Consider the following 23,625-nt stretch of genomic DNA (forward strand, 5'->3'; position numbering starts at 1 on the left):
CCATGCAGCAGGCTGCATGGGCTTTCGTCAGGGGTGGGGAGCGTTGACGCTCAGATCACGCCCTGGGCCAGCATGGCATCGGCCACCTTGACGAAACCGGCGATGTTGGCGCCGTCGATGTAGCTGACCGTGCCGTCCTCGCGCTTGCCGTACTTCAGGCAGGCGGCGTGGATGCCTTGCATGATCTGCAGCAGGCGGGCATCGACTTCCTCGGCGGGCCAGGACAGGCGGGCCGCGTTCTGGCTCATCTCCAGGCCCGAGGTGGCCACGCCACCGGCATTGCTGGCCTTGCCCGGTGCGTACAGCACGCCGGCCTTCTCGAAGGCCTTGGCGGCTTCGATGGTCGAGGGCATGTTGGCGCCTTCGGCCACGCAGACCACGCCGTTGGCGATCAGCACCTTGGCATCTTCCTCGGTCAGTTCGTTCTGCGTGGCGCAGGGCAGGGCCACGTCCACCTTCAGGTGCCACGGCGTCTTGCCGCGCAGGAACTCGGCGCCCACCAGCTTGGCGTACTCGTCCACGCGGCCGTAGCGGTGGTTCTTCACGTCCATCAGGATGGCCAGCTTCTCGGTGGTGAAGCCGTCCTGGTCATACACGGTGCCCGAGGAGTCGGAGACCGACACCACCTTGGCGCCCAGCTGCATGGCCTTTTCCACGGCGTACTGGGCCACATTGCCCGAGCCGGAGATGGAGACGGTCTTGCCTGCGAAGGACTGGCCGCGCGTGGCCAGCATTTCCTGGGCGAAGTAGACGGTGCCGTAGCCGGTGGCTTCGGGGCGGATCAGCGAGCCGCCGAAGGACAGGCCCTTGCCCGTGAACACGCTGGCGGCGCTGTTGGACAGCTTCTTGTACATGCCGGCCATGAAGCCCACTTCGCGGCCGCCCACGCCGATGTCGCCTGCCGGCACGTCGGTGTCCGGGCCCACGTGGCGGAACAGCTCGGTGACGAAGGCCTGGCAAAAGCGCATGACTTCAGCGGGGCTCTTGCCCTTGGGATCGAAGTCCGAGCCGCCCTTGCCGCCGCCCATGGGCAGCGTGGTCAGCGCGTTCTTGAAGGTCTGCTCGAACGCCAGGAACTTGAGCACCGACAGCGTGACCGAGGGGTGGAAACGCAGGCCGCCCTTGTAGGGACCGATGGCCATGCTGTGCTGGATGCGGAAGCCGCGGTTGACCTGCACCTGGCCCTTGTCGTCGGTCCAGCTCACGCGGAACATGACCACGCGCTCGGGCTCGACCAGGCGCTCCAGCAGTCCGTGCTCGGCGTACTTGGGGTTCTTCTCGATGAAGGGCCACAGGCTTTCCATCACTTCGGTGACGGCTTGCAGGAATTCGGGCTGGCCGGGATTGCGTTGCGCGACTTCATCAAGGAACTGGCCGACGGACTCGTACTTCATGGAAAAAACCTCTGACTAAAAACGGCTGCGGGAAGGGGTGAGTGCAAACCAAGATTATGCCTAAAAGTTATGCCGTCATGCATCGTTTTGGTGAACGGCGCCCGAGCTTGGTGCCTTCGTGCCGTGTTTCGGTGCATCTTCAGAGGGGGTTGACGGTATTTGGTGCATGGCAGAAAGCTGCGTGCAGCAGTGGGCGGGCAGGCAGGCTCCTGGATCGGCCGTATCCGGTGGCGTGCATGGTCATGGCGAATGGGAATGGCTGGCGCCATGCCCGCTGACATGAAGAGTGGCTGGGAAGGCCTTGCAGCCGGACGGGGCTTGGGCCCGCCCGGCCATCCCATCGACGGCCTTTCAGCTGCGCTGCAGCTGGGGATGGCGCGCGAACAGGTCGGCCGCCCAGTCCACGAAGGCCCGCACCTTGGCGCTGAGGTGGCGGTTGGGCGGATAGACCACGTGAATGGGCAGCGGCGGCTGTGTCCATTCGGGCAGCACCTCGACCAGTTCGCCGCTGTCGATCAGCGGCTGGGCAAAGGCCGTGACCAGCTGCGCGATGCCAAAGCCCGCCAGCACGGCGGCCGTGTAGGCATTGCTGTCGTTGGCCGCGATGCGGTAGTTGCCCGCCACCTCGATGGATTCATCGCCCCGCTGGAATTCCAGCGGGTACATGCGCCGCGTATGGCCCGAGAAGAAGGCGACGATCTGGTGCTTCGTATCCAGCTCGGAAGGGTGCTGGGGCACGCCGTGGCGCGCCAGGTAGGCGGGCGAGGCCACGGTGACCCAGTTCATCGAGCCGATGCGCCGCGCCACCAGGGACTGGTCGCTGAGCTCGCCCCCGCGGATCACGCAGTCCACGTTGTCGCTGATCAGGTCCACCAGGCGGTCGCCCACGCCCAGGTCGATCTGTATGTCGGGGTAGCGTTCGCAGAATTCGGTCAGCGCCGGAATGATGATCAGCCGGGCCATGGAGCTGCCCACGTCCAGCCGCAGCCGCCCGCTGGGCGCGGTCTGGGTGTTGACCATGCTGGCTTCGAGATCGTCGAAATCGTTGAGCAGGCGTGCCGCGCGTTCGTAGTAGGCCGCGCCATCGGGCGTGACGGTGACGCGCCGCGTCGTGCGGTTGAGCAGCTTGACGCGCACGCGCGCCTCCAGCGCCTGTATCTGTTTGGTGACCGTGCCCTTGGGCAGGTCGAGCGAATCGGCGGCGCGGGTGAAGTTGCCGGCTTCCACCACGCGAACGAAGACACGCATGGCCTGGATCTGGTCCATGGAAAGTTGCTCCTGCAGCGCCCGGCAAGGGAATGCCGGCTCGGCGGAATTCTCACATGCGCGGTATCGGGCGATTGTTCGTGAAACGGAAACAGAGCGATGGCTGCGTTGCTATTTCAGACATGGCCGGCGCCGCCTATATTCCAACCATCGACCATTGCCGCAGGTTCGCGCCATGTCCACTTCCCCGTCGCTTCCGAACGGCCCCGCCGCCGGGGCGCAGATTGCCGAAACAGAATTCTCCATCGAGCTGCCCGAGCACGGCACCGTGGCTGCGCGCGCCTATGGCCAGCGCAGGCCCGGCACGGTCTCGCCGCTGGTGCTGCATTTCCATGGCGGCACCTTTGTCTGCGGCACGCTGGACAACGGGCGCTACATCGGCCGGCTGCTGGCCGAGGCGGGCGCCGTCGTGGTGTCGCTGGCCTACCCGCTGGCGCCCGAGCATCCGTTTCCCCAGCCCATCGAGGTGGGCTACGCCGTGCTGCAGTGGCTGTACAAGCACCGCGTGAAGATGGCGGGCAAAGGCGCGCCGCTGTTCCTCGCGGGTGAAGAAGCCGGCGGCAACCTGGCCGCCGCCGTGGCCGTGATCTCGCGCGACCGGGGCCATCCGCCGCTGGCGGGCCAGATCCTGGTGTCGCCCATGCTCGATCCCTGCACCGGCACCGCCTCGCAGCGCGAGGCCACGCCCGAGGCCGGCGAATGCCGCTGGGCCACGGGCTGGCGCGAGTACCTGAGCTGCCCCAAGGACGCCATGCATCCCTATGCCGTGCCCGGCAGCTCGCTGCGCCTGGCCCAGCTGCCGCCGGCCCTGGTGCTGGTGGGTGGTGACGACCCGCTGCGCGACGAGGCCCAGGCCTATGCGGCCCGCCTGCGCGCGGCCGGGGTGACGGCCAGCAGCCATGTGCTGCCCAGCGCGTCGAACTGGCCGCAGGCCCTGTCCGAGGCCGAGGCCTGTACGGCCTGCAGCGCCGCCGTGTCCCAGCATGTGCATGACTTCTTCGAGGCCACCATGAACAAGCCCGCAGCACCGGGCTAGGCCCCGCGCCGCCGCAGCCGGCGACACCTGCTGCCCCGTTTTCCCCTTCCGCCTTCCCGGCGCGTTCAGGCGCCGGGCGGGCATCGTGTTCCCTGAATTTCGCAAAAAAACACCATGTCCACCGAATCCACCTCATCCTCTTCCTCCGTCTCGGCCCAGCGCAAGGGCTGGAGGCTGCCTGCCGCCGCTGCGGCCATCCTCGCCGTCAGCGCCGGCCTGTTCGGCCTGCACGGCATCGAGGCCAAGGCCGATGACGCGCCCGCCAGCGCCCAGCCCGCCGCCACGCCCGTGTCGGTGGCCACGGTCGCCGAAAGCGAGGTCACCGCCTGGGACGAGTTCTCGGGCCGCCTTGAAGCCGTGGAGCGCGTGGACATCCGCTCGCGCGTGGCTGGCGCCGTGCAGGCCGTGCACTTTCGCGAGGGCGCGCTGGTCAAGCAGGGCGATCTGCTGATCACCATCGACCCCGCACCGTATGCGGCTGAGGTCGAGCGGGCCGAAGCCCAGGTGGCCTCGGCCCAGGCACGCCAGTCCTATGCACGCAGCGAGCAGGAGCGCGCACGCCGCCTGTGGGACGAGCGGGCGATTGCCCAGCGCGAGCTGGACGAGCGCATCAACGCAGGCAGCGAGGCCGAGGCCAATCTGCGCGCGGCCCAGGCGTCCCTGCAATCGGCGCGGCTGAACCTGGGCTACACCCAGGTGCGCGCCCCCGTGTCGGGCCGCATCGGCAAGCGCGAGATCACCGTGGGCAACCTGGTGGCCGCAGGCCCGGGCGCGCCGGTGCTGACCACGCTGGTCTCGGTCAGCCCCATCTATGCGAGCTTCGATGCCGATGAGCAGGTCATCACGCGCGCGCTCAAGGAGCTGGGCGGCGGCGCGGGCAACCGCGCCAAGATCGACAGCATTCCCGTGCAGATGGGCACGGCCACGGCCGGCAGCACGCCCTTCGAGGGCCGGCTGCAGCTGATCGACAACCAGGTCGATGCCCGAAGCGGCACGGTGCGCGTGCGCGCCGCCTTCGACAACAAGGACGGCGCCCTCATGCCCGGCCAGTTCGCCCGTATCCGCATGGGCCAGGCGCGCGACAGCAGCATGCTGCTGGTCAGCGAGCGCGCCATCGGCACGGACCAGAGCAAGAAGTACGTGATGGTGGTGGGCGGCGACAACAAGGCCGTGTACCGCGAGGTGGCCCTGGGCGCCTCGGTCAACGGCCTGCGCAACGTGACCCAGGGCCTGCAGCCCGGCGAGCGCGTGGTCGTCAACGGCCTGCAGCACATCCGCCCCGGCGCCCTGGTCGCGCCCAAGGAGGTGTCCATGGATGCGCGGGCCGATGCCCGCCAGCCGGGCACCCGGCAGGCAGCCGAACAAGTGGCTGACGCAACCAAGTCCTGATCTAGCCGCACACCTTTCCTGCCTCTGAAATGCCGCCTGGCCGCAGGCGGCATGGGCCGCGCTTTGCCGTGGCGGAGCCAAACACCATGAACCTATCCAAATTCTTCATTGACCGGCCGATCTTCGCAGGCGTGCTTTCGCTGCTGATGCTGATCGCCGGCCTGATCGCCATGGGCGGGCTGCCGATCTCGGAATACCCCGAGGTCGCGCCGCCGTCCGTGGTGGTGCGCGCCCAGTATCCGGGCGCCAATCCCAAGGTGATCGCCGAGACCGTGGCCACGCCGCTGGAAGAGCAGATCAACGGCGTCGAAGGCATGCTCTACATGGGCAGCCAGGCCACCAGCGACGGCGTGATGACGCTGACCGTCACTTTCCGCCTGGGCACCGACCCCGACAAGGCGCAGCAGATGGTGCAAAACCGCGTCTCGCAGGCCGAGCCGCGCCTGCCGGAAGAGGTGCGCCGCCTGGGCATCACCACGGTCAAGAGCGCACCCGACCTGACCATGGTGGTGCACCTGGTCTCGCCCAACCAGCGCTATGACATCAACTACCTGCGCAACTACGCAGTGCTGAACGTGAAGGACCCGCTGGCGCGCATCGAGGGCGTGGGCCAGATCCAGATCTTCGGCGGCGGCGACTACGCCATGCGCGTGTGGCTGGACCCGCAGAAGGTGGCGCAGCGCGGCCTGTCGGCCAGCGATGTGGTGGCCGCCATCCGCGGCCAGAACGTGCAGGCTGCGGCCGGCGTGGTCGGCGCCTCGCCGGGGCTGCCGGGCGTGGACATGCAACTGTCCATCAACGCCCAGGGCCGCCTGCAAAGCGAGGAGGACTTCGGCGACATCATCGTCAAGAGCGGCGCCGATGGCGCCGTGACCCGCCTGCGCGACATCGGCCGCCTGGAGATGGGCGCGGCCGACTATTCGCTGCGCTCGCTGCTGAACAACGACCCGGCGGTGGGCATGGGCGTGTTCCAGGCGCCGGGCTCCAATGCGCTGGAAATCTCGGCCAACGTGCGCAAGACCATGGAGGCCCTGAACAAGAACATGCCCGAGGGCCTGGAGTACCGCATCGCCTACGACCCCACGCAGTTCGTGCGCGCCTCCATCGAATCGGTGGTGCACACGCTGCTGGAGGCCATCGTGCTCGTGGTGCTGGTGGTGATCCTGTTCCTGCAGACCTGGCGCGCCTCCATCATCCCGCTGCTGGCCGTGCCGGTGTCGGTGATCGGCACCTTCGCCGTGCTGCATCTGCTGGGCTTTTCCATCAACGCGCTGAGCCTGTTCGGCCTGGTGCTGGCCATCGGCATCGTGGTGGATGACGCCATCGTCGTGGTCGAGAACGTGGAGCGCAACATCGAGGCCGGTCTCACGCCGCGCAACGCCACCTACCGCGCCATGCGCGAAGTGTCCGGGCCCATCATCGCCATCGCCCTGGTGCTGGTCGCCGTGTTCGTGCCGCTGGCCTTCATCAGCGGCCTCACGGGCCAGTTCTACAAGCAGTTCGCGGTGACCATCGCCATCTCCACGGTGATCTCGGCCATCAACTCGCTGACGCTGTCGCCCGCGCTGGCGGCCCTGCTGCTGCGCGGCCACGATGCGCCCAAGGACGCGCTGACGCGCGGCATGGACCGGGCCTTCGGCTGGCTGTTCCGCGGCTTCAACCGCATGTTCCACCGGGGCTCCGAGGCCTACAGCGGCGGCGTGGGCCGCGTGATCTCGCGCAAGGCGCTGATGCTGGCCATCTACCTGGCGCTGATCGCCGTGACCTTCGGCCTGTTCAAGGCCGTGCCTTCGGGCTTCGTGCCCGCGCAGGACAAGCAGTACCTGATCGGCTTTGCCCAACTGCCCGACGGCGCCACGCTGGACCGCACGGACGAGGTGATCCGCCGCATGGGCGAGATCATGAAGGACAACCCCAACGTGGAGGACACCATCGCCTTCCCGGGCCTGTCCATCAACGGCTTCACCAACAGCTCCAACTCGGGCATCGTCTTCGCCACGCTCAAGCCCTTCGACGAGCGCAAGCGCGCCGACCAGAGCGGCGGCGCCGTGGCCGGCCAGCTCAACCAGGCCTTCGCAGGCATCCAGGACGCCTTCATCGTCATGTTCCCGCCGCCACCCGTGGCGGGCCTGGGCACGACGGGCGGCTTCAAGCTGCAGCTGGAAGACCGCGCCTCCCTGGGCTATGACCAGATGGACGCGGCCGTGAAGGCCTTCATGGCCAAGGCCTACCAGACGCCCGAGCTGACCGGCATGTTCACCAGCTGGCAGGTCAACGTGCCCCAGCTGTATGCCGACATTGACCGCACCAAGGCGCGCCAGCTCGGCGTGCCGGTGACGGACATCTTCGACACCATGCAGATCTACCTGGGCAGCCTGTATGCGAACGACTTCAACAAGTTCGGCCGCACCTACAGCGTCCGCGTGCAGGCCGACGCGCCCTACCGCGCGCGTGCCGAGGACGTGGGCATGCTCAAGGTGCGCTCCAGCTCGGGCGAGATGATTCCGCTGTCGGCGCTGATGAAGGTGGACTCCAGCTTCGGCCCCGAGCGCGCCATGCGCTACAACGGCTACCTCACGGCCGACATCAACGGCGGTGCCGCACCGGGCTTCTCCTCGGGCCAGGCGCAGGATGCCATCAAGCGCATCGCGGCCGAGACCCTGCCCAAGGGCATCGATTTCGAATGGACCGACCTGACCTACCAGGAGATCCTGGCCGGCAATTCGGCGGTGATCGTGTTCCCGCTGGCCCTGCTGCTGGTCTTCCTGGTGCTGGCCGCGCAGTACGAAAGCCTGACCCTGCCGATTGCCATCATCCTGATCGTTCCCATGGGCCTGCTGGCGGCCATGACCGGCGTCTGGCTGTCGGGCGGGGACAGCAATGTCTTCACGCAGATCGGGCTCATCGTGCTGGTGGGGCTGAGTGCGAAGAACGCCATCCTGATCGTGGAGTTCGCACGGGAGCTGGAGTTCGAGGGCCGCACGCCCATACAGGCCGCCATCGAGGCCAGCCGGCTGCGCCTGCGCCCCATCCTGATGACCTCGCTGGCCTTCGTCATGGGCGTGCTGCCCCTGGTGCTGTCCACGGGCGCGGGCTCGGAAATGCGCCGTGCCATGGGCGTGGCCGTATTCTCGGGAATGATCGGGGTGACGGCCTTCGGCCTGTTCCTGACGTCCGTGTTCTACGTGCTGATGCGCCGCCTGGCAGGCAACCGGCCGCTCAAGCAGCATGGTCCCGAGATGGAGCAAGAGGCCCCTGCACACGCACCCGCCCACGGCCATGCCTCGGGTGGCGGCGCGCTGCCCATGCCCTCTGCTGCGCGTGGCGAGCATGAATGAGCCCACACCACAAGAACAGGAACCGATCATGAAGATCCCATCGCTTTCGAAACTGTCCAGGCGTCTGCTGCCCCTGGTGGCGGCGCTGGCCCTGGCCGGCTGCGCCAGCGTGTCCCAGAGCCTGCCCGAGCTGCCGGCCGCCCCTGCCTTCAAGGAGCAGGGCGCCGCGCCGCAGGCGGGCTGGACCCAGGCCCTGCCCGCTGAAGCCCAGGCACGCGGCCAATGGTGGCTGGCCTTTGCCGACCCGGCGCTGAACGCGCTGGTGGACAAGGCCACGCTGGACAACCAGAGCATCCAGGCCGCGGCCGCACGCCTGGCTGAGGCCCGCGCCCTCGCGCGCAGCGCCAATGCCGAGCGCCTGCCCCAACTGGGCCTGGGCGCAGGGGCCACGCGCGGCGCGGGGCTGGACAAGGCCTCGGGCACGCGGCCTGCCACCCTGGTCAATGCGGGGCTGAACCTGTCCTATGAGGTCGATCTGTTCGGCCGCATTTCCCAGGCGGCCGACGCATCGCGGCTGGACGCCGAGGGCCGCGAGGCCCTGCTGCAAAGCACGCGGCTGGCCGTGCAGGCCGAGGTCGCACAGACCTATCTGCAACTGCGCGCGCTGGACGCCGAGCGCGCCCTGATGCGCGAGACCGTGGAGGCCTACCGCGACACGCTGCGCCTGTCGGAGCGAAGGCTGCAGGCCGGCGACATTGCCGAGCTGGACGTGGCGCGCATCCAGGCCGAGCTGTCGGCCACCGAATCGGATGCGCTGGCGCTGGACCGCCAGCGCGCCCAGGTCGAGCATGCGCTGGCCGTGCTGGTGGGCGACTCGGCCTCGCGCTTCGGCCTGGGCGAAGGCGCCTGGACCACGGCGCTGCCCTCCATCCCAGCCGGCGTGCCGGCCACGGTGCTCATGCGCCGGCCCGACATCTCGGCCGCGCAGCGCGCCGTGTTCGCCGCCCAGTCGCGCGTGGGCGTGGCGAAGACGGCATGGTTCCCCAGCATCTCGCTGACCGGCGCGGCCGGCCATGCCTCGCCCGAGGTCGGAGACCTGTTCAAGTGGTCCATGCGCTCCTGGGGCGTGGGCGCCCTGCTGTCGCTGCCGCTGTTCGACGGCGGCCGGCGCGAGGCCGGTGTGCAGGCCGCAGGCGCGCAGCTCGATGCCGCGCTGGCCGCCTACCGCCAGCAGGCGCTGGTGGCCTTCCAGGAGGTGGAGGACCAGCTGTCGTCCATCCGCATCCTGCAGGAGCAGTCCACCGTGCAGGGCCAGGCGGTGGTGGCCGCCAAGCGTGCCACCAGCCTGTCGGACACGCGCTACCGCAATGGCTACGTCAGCCAGCTGGACCTGCTGGATGCGCGCCGCAGCGAACTGCGCAACCGCCGCCAGGCGCTGCAGGTGAAATCCGCGCAGTACCAGGCAGCTGTGGGCCTGATCCGGGCGCTGGGCGGGGGCTGGGATGTTCCGGCTGACGTGCCGGCCGGCGAGTCGGCGAACGTGCCGGTGGCCCAGGCCGCGTTGCGCTGAGGCACCCTCAGGCCAGCACATCAATGGAGCGGAACACACGCTGCAGCACCGGGTCCGGGCTGTGGCGGCAGGCGTGGACCTGCTCCATGAGGTGGTGCACGAAGCGCTCGGCCACCCAGGGCAGGGGGCCGTGGCCGCGCTGGACCACGCCCACGGTGTGGGGCTCGAACTGCTCGCGCAGGGACAACGGCACCAAGGTGCCCTGGGGCACGCCCGATTCGATCAGCGGCCAGGGGCAGAACGAGAGCATGTCGCTGTGCGCGATCAGGTGCAGCAGCAGCGATGCCGAATGCACCAGGTGGATGTGGCCCACGGGGACGGGCAGGCCATGGCGCAGGAACAGGCGCCGCACCAGGTCGTCTTCTTCAGGCGGCGTGTAGTTGAGCAGCCAGTCGCAGTCCATCAGCTCGGCCAGCGAACGGGCGCCTGCCAGCGGGTGGCCGGTGCGGGCCACGACGGTGGCGTCGTAGCGGAACAGCGGCGTGCCATGCAGGTCGCCGCCCGAGGGGCCCGAGGGGCCCGAGGGCACGCGGCCGATCAGCAGGTCCAGCGTGCCTTCGCGCAGGCGCGGATGGGCCACGGCCGACAGGCCCTCGAACAGCTCCAGCCGCACCTGGGGCAGTTCGGCGCGGAAGGCGCGCAGCACATGGGGCAGCAGGCTCTGGCCCACCCAGGGCGTCACGCCCACGGACAGGCGCGCCACGGCGCAGGTGTTGCGCAGGCGGGCCATTTCATCCTCGGCCTGGGCCATCTGCCCGGTGATCAGTTGGGCGTGGCGCAGCAGCGTGCGCCCGGCCGGCGTGAGGACAATGCCGCTGCTCTGGCGCTCGAACAGCGCAAGGCGGTGGCCTTCCTCCAGTTCGCGCAAGGCCTGGGTGATGGCCGACTGCGTGATGCCCAGCGCCCGTGACGCGGCGCGCACGCTGCCGCAGCCGGCGACGGCGACGAGGTAGCGCATCTGGTGCAGCTTCATGGCGGGACCGGCATCGGGGTGGGGCTGGGAATGCATGGGCCGATCTTGCAGGTTTCGTGCCATGTGTGCCATGCCTGTGATTGGCGCGTGCAGGTGTTCAGGGGATGACAGGCAATGCCTGGCAGGGCAGGCACTGGTGGTCTTCCACCCGCTGCCCACGCTTCCTAGACTGCGGGCATGAACATTGAACCGCCCGTTTCCACCATGGCCGAGGCCGCCGATCCGGTGCTTGCCGGCATACGCGCCACGCAGGCCGAGATGGTGGCCCTGCGCCATCACCTGCATGCCCATCCCGAGCTGGCCTTCGAGGAGTTCGCCACCAGTGACCTGGTGGCCGAGCGCCTGGCCTCCTGGGGCTACGAAGTGCACCGGGGCCTGGGAGGCACGGGCGTGGTCGGCTCGCTGCGGGTCGGAGCAGGCACGCGGCGCCTGGGCCTGCGCGCCGACATGGACGCGCTGCCCATCCACGAGCAGACCGGCCTGCCCTATGCCAGCCTCCACGCGGGCCGCATGCATGCCTGCGGGCATGACGGCCATACCGCCATCCTGCTGGCCGCCGCGCGCGAGCTGGCCCAGGCGCGCGGCTTCGACGGCACGCTGCACCTGATCTTCCAGCCGGCCGAGGAGGGCCTGGGCGGGGGCCGCAAGATGGTGGAGGATGGCCTGTTGGATCTTTTCCCCTGCGATGCCATCTTTGCGCTGCACAACATGCCGGGCTTTGCAGAGGGGCAGTTCGGCTTTCGCGAGGGCTCGTTCATGGCTTCGTCGGACACGGTGATCATCACCGTGCGCGGCAAGGGCGGCCATGGCTCGGCGCCCCACCTGTCGGCCGACCCGGTGGTGGCGGCGGCCCACCTGGTGCTGGCGCTGCAGACCGTGGTCTCGCGCAATGTCGATCCGCGCGACATGGCCGTGGTCAGCGTGGGCGCCATCCATGGCGGCGATGCGCCCAACGTGATCCCTGGCGAGGTGGAGCTGCGCCTGTCCGTGCGCGCCTACCGGCCCGAGGTGCGTGCCCTGCTGCGCGAACGCATCACCGCCCTGGCCCATGCCCAGGCCGCCACGCTGGGGGCCGAGGCCGTGGTGGACTACCGCTGGCGCTATCCGGCCCTGGTCAACGATGCGGCCAGCACGGCCTTCGCCCGCGAGGTGGCGCGCGACTGGCTGGGCGAGCAGGCGCTGATCCCCGACCTGCAGCCGCTGACGGGCAGCGAGGACTTCTCCTTCATGCTCGAACAATGCCCTGGCAGCTACCTGATCGTGGGCAACGGCGTGGGCGACACCCATGGCACGGGCGGCTGCATGGTCCACAACCCCGGCTACGACTTCAACGACCGCATCCTGCCGCTGGCCGCCACCTACTGGGTGAAGCTGGCCCGGCGCTTTCTGTCCGCCGCCTGAGGCGCCGCGCCCGCACCGGATTCCTTTCACGACTTCACCTGCGATTGCCACCATGCGCACTGCATCTCCTCTCTCCTCCGAGGCCCGCCAGGTCCTGAGCCGCCGCAGCCTCCTGGGCGCCGCCGCGCTGGGGCTGGCCTTGCCGGCTGCTGCCCAGGGCAGCTTTCCTGCCAAGCCCTTGAAGCTGGTCGTCGGATACCCGGCCGGTGGTTCGGTGGACCTGGCCGCCCGCGTGGTGGGCGATGCGCTGGCCGCGCGGCTGCGCGGCACGGTGGTGGTGGACAACGTGGGCGGGGCGGCCGGTGCCATTGCGGCCCAGCGCGTGGCCTCCGCACCGGCCGATGGCTACACGCTGCTGGTGGGGGCCAGCAACGAACTGGTGGCCACGCGCATCGTCAACCCCGCGCAGCGCTACGACGGCCGCCGCGATTTCACGCCGCTGGGCCTGGTGGCCACCAGCCCGCTGATCCTGGCCGCACGCCCGGGCCTGGGCATGAAGACCCTGGCCGACTTGCTGGAGCTGGCGCGCCGCCAGCCCGGCAAGCTCAGCTACGGCAGCTCGGGCGTGGGATCGACCCTGCATTTCGCGGGAGAGCTGTTCAAGCAGCGCGCGGGTGTTTCCATCACCCATGTGCCCTACCGCGGCGTGGCGCCGTTGACCAGCGACCTGGCGGGCGGCAGCCTGGACCTGGCCATGCTCTCGCCCACCGCGGCGCAACCGTTTTTGCAGAGCGGGCGCATCGTGCCGCTGGCGGTCACCAGCGCGCAGCGCCTGTCCGCCTTGCCCCAGGTCCCGGCCATGGCCGAGCTGGCGCCGCTGCGCGGTTATGAATTGGTGGGCTGGTTTGCGCTGATGGCGCCGCGCGGACTGCCCGCCGCCACCGCGCAGCGCATCACGGCGGCCCTGCAGGAGGCGCTGGCCGAGCCCGCCGTGCGCAAGCGCCTGGAAGATGCAGGCATGGTGCCCGCCTCGGGCCGCGAGGACCTGGCGCGCCTGATCGCCGAGGAAGACCGCAAGTACGAGCAGCTGGCGGCGTTTGCGAACATGCGCGACTGACGGCGTTGACGGCGCTGACGGCGGCCGGGCAGGTTCAGCGACCGCGCAGGAACAGCGCGTCCAATTCCTTCATGCTCATCTGCCGCCAGGTGGGGCGGCCGTGGTTGCATTGGTCGGAGCGCTCGGTGACTTCCATCTGGCGCAGCAGGGCGTTCATCTCGTCCAGCGTCAGGCGGCGGTTGGCGCGCACGGCGCCGTGGCAGGCCATGGTGGCCAGGATCTCATTGCGCGCGCGCTGCACCACGGTGCTGGCGTCGTGCTGGGCCAGCTCGGCCAGCACGCTGCGCGCCAGCTCCACGGCATCGCCCTGGGCCAGGGTGGCGGGCACGGCACGCACGGCCAGCGTCTTGGGCGAGAAGGGGGAAACCTCCATGCCCAGGGCCTGCAGCGTGTCGCCATGGGCCTCGGCCGTGGCCACTTCCTCGGGCGTGGCGGCGAAGGTGGCGGGAATCAGCAGCGGCTGGCTGGGGATCTGCTCTGCCGCGTTGACGGCATTCTTGAGCTGCTCGTAGACGATGCGCTCGTGCGCCGCATGCATGTCCACCACGACCATGCCCTGGGCGTTCTCGGCCAGGATGTACACGCCGTGGATCTGGGCGACGGCGCGGCCCAGGGGCCAGATGGTTTCCTCGGCAGCGGCAGCGGTGTCCGCTGCGGGGGGCGTGAAGTTCGCAGGTGAAGGCTCGGTGACGGAGACGGTGACGGTGGCTGGCTGGGGCTGTGCAGCGGGTGCGTAGCTGGCGGGCACATCGCCGGCAGGCCATTGCACGCCGGGCCTGTCCACCGCGACTTCGGCGGCACCGGCAGTCTGCATGGCCGTCTGGGCAGGAAGCGCCACGGGGGCCGGCGCGGGTTCGCGCATGGGTGCCCACAGGCCCGCCATGTTGCTGACCTTGTGGCCGCCCTGTTCATCGCCAAAGCTCATGCGCGCCTGGGGCCAGGCGGGAGCCGCCACCATGGGCGCGGTGGCCGGTGCGGCAGGGGCCAGCTCCGGGGTGCGGGCGGCTTCCTCGGCGGCAGCGGCGGCTGCGGCCGCCGCGCGCGGGGCGGCCAGCGCATTCTCTATGGCGTGGCGCACGGCCTGGTGCACCTCGCGGCTGTCGCGAAAGCGCACCTCGATCTTGGTGGGGTGCACGTTCACGTCCACGCGCGCAGGGTCGATCTCCACATACAGCGCATAGACGGGCTGCTTGTGGCCGTGCAGCACATCCTCGTAGGCGCTGCGCGAGGCGTGGGTCAGCACCTTGTCGCGCACGAAGCGGCCATTGACGTAGCAGAACTGGTGGTCGGGGCGGGAGCGCGCCGCATCGGGAATGCCCGCGCGGCCCGTGACGTGGACGGCGCCCGACCAGTGCTCCACCGTCACGGAGTTCTGCACGAAGGCGTCGCCCAGCACATCGCCCAGGCGGCGCGCAAGGGCTTCATCCGACATGCTGCCGGCGGCACGCCACTGCTCGACCAGCTTGCCCTCGTGCCAGATGGCAAAGCCCACGTCGGGCCGGGCCAGCGCATGGCGGCGCACGGACTCGATGCAGTGGGCCAGCTCCGTGGCATCGCTCTTGAGGAATTTGCGGCGGGCCGGGGTGGAGAAGAACAGCTCCTTGACCTCGACCGTCGTGCCCTGGTTGCGGGCGGCGGGGCGCAGCTCGCCGCTGCGCGCATCGAGCAGATAGGCCGAGTCCTGGCCCGCTGGGCGCGAGAGGATGGACGCCTCGGACACCGAGCAGATGGCCGCCAGCGCCTCGCCGCGAAAGCCCATGGTGGCCACGGTCTCCAGGTCGTGCAGGTCGGTGATCTTGCTGGTGGCATGGCGGCGCAATGCCACGGGCAGCTCGTCGCGCGGGATGCCGCCGCCGTCGTCCTCCACCGAGATCAGCCGCACGCCGCCGGCCAGCAGCCGCACGTTGATCTGGCGGGCGCCCGCATCCAGGGCGTTGTCCACGAGTTCGCGCACCACCGAGGCAGGGCGCTCGACGACTTCGCCGGCCGCGATCTGGCTGATCAGCTCGTCGGGCAGGTCGCGGATGGGGCGGCGGGGGAGGGTGTCGGGGGAGGGGGTGGATGCGTTCACAGGGCAATTCTAGGGGCTCGCATCCACCGCTTGGTGCCTGTGGGAATGGGGTCGGAGTGCCTTGGGCACGCGCAAAAAAAGGAGCCGCACAGGCGGCTCCAAGAGGCGTCCCCGGCCACAAAGGCCAGAGCCGGGGGCACTCTTTGATGAGAGCGGCCGGGGCCGCGCGGCCTCAGCGGCGGCGGCCGGCGCGGTCGCTGTTGCTGCCCATCTGGTTGCCGACCAGCGCACCGGCGGCCGCGCCGCCCACGGTTCCCAGCGTGGTTCCGAACAGGGCACTGCCCAGCACGCCACCGGCCACGGCACCCACGCCCGTGCCCAGCTGCGCGTTGTTGGGACGGTGGGCGCAGCCGCCCAGGGCCAGCGCGCCGGCCACAAGGGCGGCGACGGCCAGGCTGCGGCCCATGGTGGTGCCCGACTTGCGTTCAGTCATGCGCTCGAAGGTGCGAAGGGTCTTGTTCATGGCTTGCTTCCTTTTGTCCTGATGATGGTGGTGAGGCCGGGCCGGCGGTGCCGACGGCATGCAAGGACTTTGCCTGCAAAAAGCTGACGCACTCGTGAGTTTTTCGTAGAGTTTTATCAAGTTGTGTAACAAAACAGGCGCGATTCCAAGCATTTGTAGTTCCATGCAAGCGCCGGTGTGCGCGGCGGTGCGATTGGCTCTGGCTCGGCTGTGGGGGCATGCCGGCGAAGTACAGTACGGGCCGGTGCGGCGCCCGCCGCGGAGGACCTTCTTTTGGAAATCATTCAGTTCCTGATCGACTTCATCCTGCACATAGACAAGCACCTGGAGGCCTTCGTCGTGGCCTATGGACCCTGGGTGTACGCGCTGCTGTTTCTCATCGTCTTCGTGGAGACGGGCGTGGTGGTCATGCCCTTTCTGCCCGGCGACTCGCTGCTGTTCATCGTCGGCGCGCTGTGCGGCGTGGGACTGATGGACTATTCGATCGCCTGCACCGTGCTGCTGGTGGCGGCCGTGCTGGGCGACCAGTGCAACTACACCATAGGCCGCTACATAGGGCCCAAGGTGTTCCAGTGGGAGGATTCGCGCTGGTTCAACCGGCGTGCCTTCGACCAGGCCCATGCGTTCTACGAGCGCTACGGCGGCATCACCATCGTGCTGGCGCGCTTCATGCCGTTCATCCGCACCTTTGCCCCCTTCGTGGCCGGTGTGGCTGCCATGGACCGGGGCAAGTTCACGGCCTTCAACGTGGGCGGAGCCATTGTCTGGGTGTTCGGCATCAGCGCCGCCGGCTATTTCTTCGGCAACCTGCCCTGGGTGCGCGAGAACCTGGAGAAGATCATCTGGGGCCTGATCCTGGTGCCGGGCCTGATCGCCATCTTCGGCGCATGGCGCGCGGGCCGCGCGCCCAAGACGGCTTCCTGAGCCTTCAGCGCCCAGCAAAAAGCCCCTTGCGCCGTGATGGCGCAAGGGGCTTTTTCGTTCAGTGGCCGAACGGCGGCGGCAGGGGTCAGCGGCGGTCGTTGCGCTTGCCCACCTCGTTGCCGATGAGTGCGCCGGCGGCTGCGCCGCCCACGGTGCCCAGCGTGCTGCCGAACAGTGCGTCACCCACCACACCACCGGCCACGGCGCCGACGCCGGTACCGATCTGGGCGTTGCTGGGGTTGGTGGAACAGCCGGCAGAGAACAAGGCAATGGCGGCAGCGGCGGCAATGGAATAAAGGCGTGTCTTCATGTTCATCTCCTGTCGTGGCCTGCGTTGCTTCGGCGGATGGATGGTGGCGCAAGCATTGTGTGGAACATGTTGGCATGCTCTCATTCACGGCCTGCGGCCGTGGTAGGAGAGTTGCCCGAGCTGGGGCCGGGCGGTTTGGAAGCGTCCGGTCCTGCCTGTCCGACAGCGGCGGCGGACGGCATGCCGCCGTGCCTGTGGCAACCCTCGCGGCTCAGACGGAGCGGCTGCGGGCCAGCGGCGGGTTGTGCGCGAAGTAGTTGCGGATGCCGCGCATCAGCGCGTCGGCCAGCTGCACCTGGTAGGCGCTGCTGCGCAGCCGGGCTTCTTCCTCGGGGTTGCTGATGAAGGCGGTCTCCACCAGCACGCTGGGGATGTCGGGCGCCTTGAGCACGGCAAAGCCGGCCTGCTCCACGCGCGGCTTGTGCAGCTTGGCCATGTTGCCGATCTCGCCCAGCAGGGCGCCGCCGAGCTTGAGGCTGTCCTTGATCTGGGCCGTGGTGCTCATGTCCAGCAGCATGCGCTGCACGTGCTGGTCCTGCGAGCCCATGTTCAGCCCGCCCACGAGGTCGGACTGGTTTTCCTTGTTGGCCAGCCAGCGCGCGGCCGTGCTGGAGGCGCCCTTGTCGCTGAGCGCAAAGACGCTGGCGCCACGCGCAGCCGGCGTGGTGAAGGCATCGGCATGGATGCTGATGAAAAGGTCGGCCTGAACGCGCCGGGCTTTCTCGACGCGGGTGGCCAGCGGCACGAAGAAGTCGGCGTCGCGCGTCATGAAGGCGCGCATGGGGCTGCCGCCGATGCGGGTGTTGTTGATGCGGTCGCGCAGCAGGTGGGCGATCTTGAGCACCACATCCTTCTCGCGCGTGCCGCTGGGGCCGGTGGCGCCGGGGTCCTCGCCGCCGTGGCCCGGGTCCAGCGCCACGATGATGATGCGGTCGGTCTGGCGCGAGGTGGCGATGTTGGGCGCGGCAATGGGGGCAGGGGCCGGAACGGGCGCAGGCGCTGGGGCAGGAGGACGCGGCGCAGCCGCGGGAGCCGGCGCCTGCGCGATCACGGCAGGCGGCGGCGCAGGCGTCTTGCCGCCCGGGCCGCCGCTGTGCTGGGCGATCAGGTCGCCCAGAGGGTCGGGGGCCGGCGCCGCGGCGCCTGGGGGGCGGGGCATTGCGGGTGCAGGAGGTGGTGGAGGTGCCGACGCCACGGCGGTGTCGTCGCCGGAGGCATCACGCAGGCGCTCGCTGATCAGCGCCTCCAGCGGGTCCACGGCCTTGGCCGGGTACAGGTCGAACACCAGCCGGTGCTTGTAGGCCGCCACCGGCTGCAGGGTGAAGACCTGGGGCTTGGCGGGCTGCTTGAGATCGATCACCAGGCGCACCACGCTGGGCGAGTTCTGGCCCACGCGGATGGATGCGATGTTGGGGTCGTCGGAGCGCACCTTGGCGACCAGCTCACGCAGCGCGGGATTGAGGTCGATGCCTTCGATGTCCACGGCCAGCCGAGGCGGCTGGTCCACGAAGAACTGCTTGGCAGCCAGCGGCCGGTCGGACTCGATGGTCACGCGCGTGTACTCTGGCGCAGGCCAGACGCGCACGGCCACGATGGTGGCGCCGTGCGCAATGTGCTGGCGGCCCAGCAGCAGCACGATGGAGCCCGCCTGCAGCAGGTTGCGGCGCGACAGGCCGGACGGATAGGAGAAGGATTGGGCGTCGCTCATGCCTTGAGTGCTTCGATCACGGCGCGTCCGACGGGCGTGCCGGCGATCAGGCTCACCTGGCGCTGCGTCTCGTCGATTGCTTCGATATGAATAGCTATATCTGCCGCAGGCGTAAGCGCTGCGGCCTTTTCGGGCCATTCTGCCAGCTTGAGACCGGGGCTGGCGAAAATATCGCGAAATCCTGCATCCTCCCACTCGCGCGGATCGTCGAAGCGGTAGAAGTCGAAATGCCAGATGGACAGGCCCGGCGCCTCGTGCGGCTCCACCACGGCATAGGTGGGGCTTTTGATGCGGCCCTGCACGCCCAGTGCGCGCAGCCAGTGCCGCACCAGCGTGGTCTTGCCGGCGCCCAGGTCGCCGTGCAGCGTGACGTAGGCATTGCGCAGCGCCGGATGGTCCGCGAGCTGCTGCGCAAACCGCTGCGTGTCTTCCTCGCTGCCCCATATCCAGCGATGGCCCGCAGTTTCCGCATCCTGCGGCCGGGCGCTTTCTACAATCGAGGGAGTATGTTGTGCAGCAGTCAATTGGTTCCTTTGATGCAAGGCTGGGCCCGCGAACTGGGATTTTCCCAAATTGGCGTGGCTGGCGTGGATTTGTCGTCTGCGGAGCCGGGTTTGATGCAGTGGCTGGCCCAGGGGTTCCATGGCGAGATGGACTATATGCAGGCCCACGGACTGCGCCGCGCGCGGCCTGCCGAGCTGGTGCCGGGCACGGTCAGCGTGATCACGGCGCGCATGGACTACCTGCCGCGCGACACGCCTGCCGATGCGCCGGGCGCCTGGCAAGCGGTGGAGTGGGCGCGGCTGCAGCGGCCCGACGAGGGCATCGTCTCCGTCTATGCCCGGGGCCGTGACTACCACAAGGTGCTGCGCAACCGGCTGCAGAAGCTGGCAGAGCGCATCGCCCAGGAGGTCGGCCCCTTCGGCCACCGCGCCTTCACAGATTCCGCTCCCGTGCTGGAGGCCGAGCTGGCCCGGCGCAGCGGCCAGGGCTGGCGTGGCAAGCACACGCTGGTGCTCAACCGCGAGGCAGGCTCCATGTTCTTCCTGGGCGAGATCTATGTGGACCTGGCGCTGGAGCCCACGGCGCCGGTGACCGCGCACTGCGGCAGCTGCGCGGCCTGCATCACGGCCTGCCCCACGGGCGCCATCGTGGCGCCGCACCGGGTGGACGCGCGGCGCTGCATCTCCTATCTGACCATCGAGCATGCGGGCGCCATTCCCGAGGAGCTGCGGCCGCTGATGGCCAACCGCATCTATGGCTGCGACGACTGCCAGCTGGCCTGCCCCTGGAACAAGTTCGCCCAGCCCAGTCGCCTGCCCGACTTCGATGCGCGCGAGGCCCTGTCCGGCGGGCAGCTGGTGCACTTCTTTGCCTGGGACGAGCCGACCTTCCTGCGCCTGACCGAAGGCAGTCCCATCCGGCGCATAGGCCATGCGCGCTGGCTGCGCAACGTGGCCGTGGCGCTGGGAAACGCCTGGCGTGAAACCGGCGATACGGCACTGCGCCAGGCGCTGGCCAGCCGCGCCGAACATCCCGACGCCATGGTGCGCGAGCATGTGGCCTGGGCACTGTCGCAAAGATCGGATTGAGCTGATAAGACCAGGGCGCTTGTGTGTGAAACAATTGTTGCGCTCTGTCGGAGTGCCCCCCGGCGGCCTGTTGCGGGCCACTGCCCTTGAAGGCGCGGGGCCTGTGTGACTCAACATGATGTTTGATATGCGCGCAAAGCCTCCCCGCAGCCTGTCCCGCCTGCTGAACGCAGAACCGCTGACCCAGACCACGGTGGCCGTCTGGGTGGGCCTGTGCTGCGTGCTGCTGGCCACGGTGGCGTACTGGACGGTGCTGGTGGACAGCCACCGCACGCAGCGCAGCTTTACCGAGTCCCAGTCCTGGCTGCGGGTGGGGCAAATGTCGCATGCGGTGTCGGTGCAGGTGCAGACCCTGCTGTCCGGCCTGGACTACACCATGCGCGGCCTGGAGTCCGACTTTGCCGATGGCGATGTCGACGGGTTTCGGCGTGCCGTGCAGACCACGTTCGACGCCTACCCGGCCGGCACCTTACTGCAGATCGCCGTGGCCGACGAGAAAGGGGACATCGTGTACTCCAACCTCCAGCAGGAGGTGCAGACGCGGGCTGCCAAGGTCTCCATCCGGGACCGCGAGCATTTCCAGGTGCATGCCAACCGCGAGAACATGGGCATGTTCATCGGCCGCCCCGTGCAGGGGCGTGTCTCCCACAAATGGACCATACAGCTGAGCCGCGCGCTGTACCGCCAGGGGCAGTTCTCGGGCGTGCTGGTGCTGTCGCTGTCGCCCGAATACATTTCGCGCTATTTCCAGTCCATCTTCGATGGCGCCAAGGACGTGATCTTGCTGCTGCGCACCGACGGTGTCTATCTGGCGCGCTCTCAGGGACAGGACGAGGTGATGGGGCGTTCGGTCTCCGATGTGCGCGTGTCACAGTTCGCGCCGGCCATGGAGCGCGGCACCTACGAGGCCGAGTCCTCGGTCGATGGCGTGCTGCGCATGTATGCCTGGAGCAGGGTGGAGGGCTATCCGCTGATCGTCAGCGCAGGGCTGGACAAGAAGGCCATCTTCGAATCGCTGGAGGAATCGCTGGAGCGCGGCCTGCTGCGCAATGGCATAGGCACGGCGGTGCTGCTGCTGGCCTTACTGCTGACGTTGTGGCTGGCGCGCCAGCGCCAGCTCAGCGAGCGCATGCGGCTGCAGGGCGAGCGGCGCTTCGCGCGGCTGGCGCAGGAGGTGCCCGGGGGGCTGTTCCAGTTCCGCATCGGCGCGGATGGCCAGTTCCAGTTTCCCTTCACCAGCCCGGGGTTCTTCGAGCTGCATGGCGCAAGGGCCGACGCCGTCCGGTTCGCCGACCATGAACTGCTCAAGCGCGTGCACCCCGAGGATCTGCCCGCCCTGGCGACCTCGGTGCAGGACAGCGTGGGGCGCAAGGATGTCTGGGAGCACAAATACCGCGTCTACGGGCCTGGAGGCGAGCTGCGCTGGCTGCACGGCCACGCCCGGCCGCAGCAGGAGGAAGACGGCTCGCTGCTGTGGCATGGCTATGTGCACGACGTCACGCAGGACCAGGCCATACAGGAATCCATACGCCACAGCGAGGAGCGCCTGCGCCTGACGGTGGGCGCCGTGCGTGACGGCCTGTGGGAGTGGGACTGCCGCAGCGGCCATGTGGAGTGGGATGCGCGCTGCTACCAGATGCTGGGCTTCGAGCCAGGCCAGTTCCCCATGAACTACGACGCCTTCTGCGCGATGGTTCATCCCTCGGACAGGGCGCGCGTGCTGGCGCGGCTGCAGCGCCATGCCGAGGCCGGTGCCGACTTCCGCGTGGAGATGCGGCTGCGCAGCTCGGCCGACAGCTGGCTGTGGGTGGAGTCGCGCGGCGAAATCACCCAGCGCGATGCCGACGGCAAGCCCGTGCGCATGCTGGGCACGCACACCGACATACAGCAGCGCGTGGAGCAGTCCCGCCTGATCAAGGCCTTGCTGGACCGGGGAAGCGCCCTGATCGTCATGGCCGGTCCCCAGCGCGAAATCCTCTATGCCAACGAGCGCGCGGTGCAGACCTTTGAGATCGAGACAGACCGGCTGCCCGGTGGCGTGAACCTGCGCTCGCTGCATGTCAGCGACGAGAGTTTCGAACGCTTCGGCCAGCTGTACGGGCAGCTCAACGCACGCGGCACGGTGCGCACGGAATGGATCCTGCGCATGCCGTCGGGCTCGGGCCACTGGTTCGACATGCAGGGCTCGCTGCTGGACCCCGACGAGGACGACGGCCGCGTCATCTGGACCATGATCGATACCGACGCGCGCCGGCGCGCCGAGACCGCGTTGGCCGAGACCCAGCACCGGCTGGAGGCCATCATCGACCGCTTTCCCGCAGGCATTCTGGTCACCGACGCCCAGGGCCGCCAGGTGCTGGCGGCCAACCGCATGCTGGCCGCTGCCCTGCAACTGGACATGGCGCCTGCCGCCCTTGTGGGGCTGGGCATGCCGGCGCTGATCCAGCTGCTGCCGGCGTCGGTGGCAGGCGTGCTCAGCGCAGGGCCCGTGGCCGGCCGCTCCCTGCATGCGCTGCCCGATGGCCACTATGTGGAGATCGAGGGCATGCAGCTGCGCGACGGCGACCGCTCCATCGGCCATTGCTGGGTCTTCCACGATGCGACGGAGAGGCAGCAGCGCGAATCCCAGCTGGAAACGCTGGCGCTGACCGATGCGCTGACGGGCATTCCCAACCGCCGCGCCTTCCTGGAGCGGCTGGCGATGGAGCTGGACCATCTGCGCAGCGGCCTGGTCGCGCATTCCACGCTGATCATGCTGGACATAGACCACTTCAAGCAGGTGAACGACGGCTACGGCCACGCGGTGGGCGACATCGTGCTCAAGGAACTGCTGGCCTCGGTGGCGCAGGAGATGCGCAGGGAAGACATGGTGGGCCGGCTGGGCGGCGAGGAGTTTGCCGTGCTGCTGTCCGACACCGATGCCGAGGTGGGCCTGCGCCGCGCCGAAAGCCTGCGCGAAACCGTTGCCGCGCGCGCCATCGATGCGGGCCTGGCCGGCGACCTGCGCATCACCATCAGCCTGGGCGTGTACGAGCTGCAGCGCAGCGATGCCTCGGCCCAGGGCTGCCTGGAGCGTGCCGACGCCGCGCTGTACTACTCCAAGCGCAACGGCCGCAACCAGTCCACGCTGTGGAGCGAGCGGCTGCCTGCCATCGCGCGGTGATCCGGGCCGCTTTGGCGCAACGGCCTAGGA

17 protein-coding genes are annotated in these 23,625 nt (G+C 69.0%); 9 read left to right on the top strand and 8 right to left on the bottom strand.

Annotated elements, in window-relative coordinates:
- Window positions 1-50: 50 nt before the first annotated feature.
- Together gdhA and G4D77_RS24290 are read right to left on the bottom strand one after the other, a co-directional pair.
- Window positions 51-1,394, bottom strand: a complete 1,344-nt coding sequence (gene gdhA / locus G4D77_RS24285) for an NADP-specific glutamate dehydrogenase (RefSeq protein ID WP_016447677.1) — start codon at window positions 1,392-1,394, stop codon at window positions 51-53.
- A 351-nt stretch (window positions 1,395-1,745) separates the two neighbouring features.
- Window positions 1,746-2,660 (bottom strand): LysR family transcriptional regulator, encoded by a 915-nt coding sequence (locus G4D77_RS24290; RefSeq protein ID WP_012206938.1) that lies wholly within the window; start codon window positions 2,658-2,660, stop codon window positions 1,746-1,748.
- A gap of 175 nt (window positions 2,661-2,835) precedes the next feature.
- Between G4D77_RS24290 and G4D77_RS24295 the strand changes: the two genes are divergently transcribed.
- The 4 genes from G4D77_RS24295 (at window position 2,836) to G4D77_RS24310 (ending at window position 9,933) form a co-directional block, all read left to right on the top strand.
- On the top strand, window positions 2,836-3,696 hold the full coding sequence (locus G4D77_RS24295; protein ID WP_043819199.1) for an alpha/beta hydrolase: 861 nt from the start codon (window positions 2,836-2,838) through the stop codon (window positions 3,694-3,696).
- A 114-nt stretch (window positions 3,697-3,810) separates the two neighbouring features.
- A complete protein-coding gene (locus tag G4D77_RS24300) occupies window positions 3,811-5,085 on the top strand; it encodes an efflux RND transporter periplasmic adaptor subunit (protein WP_083393568.1) in 1,275 nt (424 codons plus the stop codon).
- 86 nt (window positions 5,086-5,171) lie between these two features.
- Window positions 5,172-8,423 carry an efflux RND transporter permease subunit gene (locus tag G4D77_RS24305; RefSeq protein ID WP_213757748.1) on the top strand — a complete coding sequence of 1,084 codons (3,252 nt, stop codon included), beginning with the start codon at window positions 5,172-5,174 and terminating at the stop codon, window positions 8,421-8,423.
- A gap of 28 nt (window positions 8,424-8,451) precedes the next feature.
- Entirely contained in the window at window positions 8,452-9,933 is a 1,482-nt protein-coding gene (locus G4D77_RS24310) for an efflux transporter outer membrane subunit (protein WP_154833724.1), read from the top strand.
- A gap of 7 nt (window positions 9,934-9,940) precedes the next feature.
- Here G4D77_RS24310 and G4D77_RS24315 read toward each other — a convergent pair whose 3' ends face one another.
- A complete protein-coding gene (locus G4D77_RS24315) occupies window positions 9,941-10,969 on the bottom strand; it encodes a LysR family transcriptional regulator (RefSeq protein WP_154833725.1) in 1,029 nt (342 codons plus the stop codon).
- Between the two features lie 114 nt (window positions 10,970-11,083).
- Between G4D77_RS24315 and G4D77_RS24320 the strand changes: the two genes are divergently transcribed.
- Together G4D77_RS24320 and G4D77_RS24325 are read left to right on the top strand one after the other, a co-directional pair.
- A complete protein-coding gene (locus G4D77_RS24320; protein ID WP_154833726.1) occupies window positions 11,084-12,307 on the top strand; it encodes a M20 aminoacylase family protein in 1,224 nt (407 codons plus the stop codon).
- 52 nt (window positions 12,308-12,359) lie between these two features.
- Complete coding sequence (locus G4D77_RS24325; RefSeq protein WP_154833727.1) at window positions 12,360-13,364, top strand: Bug family tripartite tricarboxylate transporter substrate binding protein; 1,005 nt, start codon at window positions 12,360-12,362, stop codon at window positions 13,362-13,364.
- A gap of 34 nt (window positions 13,365-13,398) precedes the next feature.
- Here G4D77_RS24325 and mutL read toward each other — a convergent pair whose 3' ends face one another.
- Together mutL and G4D77_RS24335 are read right to left on the bottom strand one after the other, a co-directional pair.
- Window positions 13,399-15,435: a DNA mismatch repair endonuclease MutL gene (gene mutL, locus G4D77_RS24330; RefSeq protein WP_154833728.1), complete on the bottom strand. Its 2,037-nt coding sequence runs from the start codon at window positions 15,433-15,435 to the stop codon at window positions 13,399-13,401.
- 172 nt (window positions 15,436-15,607) lie between these two features.
- A complete protein-coding gene (locus G4D77_RS24335; RefSeq protein ID WP_016451238.1) occupies window positions 15,608-15,898 on the bottom strand; it encodes a YMGG-like glycine zipper-containing protein in 291 nt (96 codons plus the stop codon).
- Window positions 15,899-16,171: 273 nt separating this feature from the next.
- Here G4D77_RS24335 and G4D77_RS24340 point away from each other — a divergent pair, with 273 nt between their 5' ends.
- Entirely contained in the window at window positions 16,172-16,822 is a 651-nt protein-coding gene (locus G4D77_RS24340; protein ID WP_016447666.1) for a DedA family protein, read from the top strand.
- Window positions 16,823-16,907: 85 nt separating this feature from the next.
- Here G4D77_RS24340 and G4D77_RS24345 read toward each other — a convergent pair whose 3' ends face one another.
- From G4D77_RS24345 to tsaE, 3 genes are all read right to left on the bottom strand, one after another.
- Window positions 16,908-17,132 carry a YMGG-like glycine zipper-containing protein gene (locus tag G4D77_RS24345; RefSeq protein WP_016447665.1) on the bottom strand — a complete coding sequence of 75 codons (225 nt, stop codon included), beginning with the start codon at window positions 17,130-17,132 and terminating at the stop codon, window positions 16,908-16,910.
- Window positions 17,133-17,343: 211 nt separating this feature from the next.
- Window positions 17,344-18,840 carry an N-acetylmuramoyl-L-alanine amidase gene (locus tag G4D77_RS24350; protein ID WP_061287429.1) on the bottom strand — a complete coding sequence of 499 codons (1,497 nt, stop codon included), beginning with the start codon at window positions 18,838-18,840 and terminating at the stop codon, window positions 17,344-17,346.
- On the bottom strand, window positions 18,837-19,364 hold the full coding sequence (tsaE, locus tag G4D77_RS24355; RefSeq protein WP_016447663.1) for a tRNA (adenosine(37)-N6)-threonylcarbamoyltransferase complex ATPase subunit type 1 TsaE: 528 nt from the start codon (window positions 19,362-19,364) through the stop codon (window positions 18,837-18,839). Before tsaE ends, G4D77_RS24350 begins: the two co-directional genes overlap by 4 nt.
- Window positions 19,365-19,376: 12 nt before the next feature.
- Between tsaE and queG the strand changes: the two genes are divergently transcribed.
- Window positions 19,377-20,432, top strand: coding sequence for a tRNA epoxyqueuosine(34) reductase QueG (gene queG / locus G4D77_RS24360; RefSeq protein WP_154833729.1), 1,056 nt, complete (start codon window positions 19,377-19,379; stop codon window positions 20,430-20,432).
- Between the two features lie 115 nt (window positions 20,433-20,547).
- Window positions 20,548-23,595 (top strand): diguanylate cyclase, encoded by a 3,048-nt coding sequence (locus G4D77_RS24365; protein ID WP_154833730.1) that lies wholly within the window; start codon window positions 20,548-20,550, stop codon window positions 23,593-23,595.
- The last annotated feature ends 30 nt before the right edge of the window (window positions 23,596-23,625 follow it).

The organism is Delftia sp. WY8 (assembly GCF_018437695.1).
GTDB classification, from domain to species: domain Bacteria; phylum Pseudomonadota; class Gammaproteobacteria; order Burkholderiales; family Burkholderiaceae_C; genus Comamonas; species Comamonas tsuruhatensis.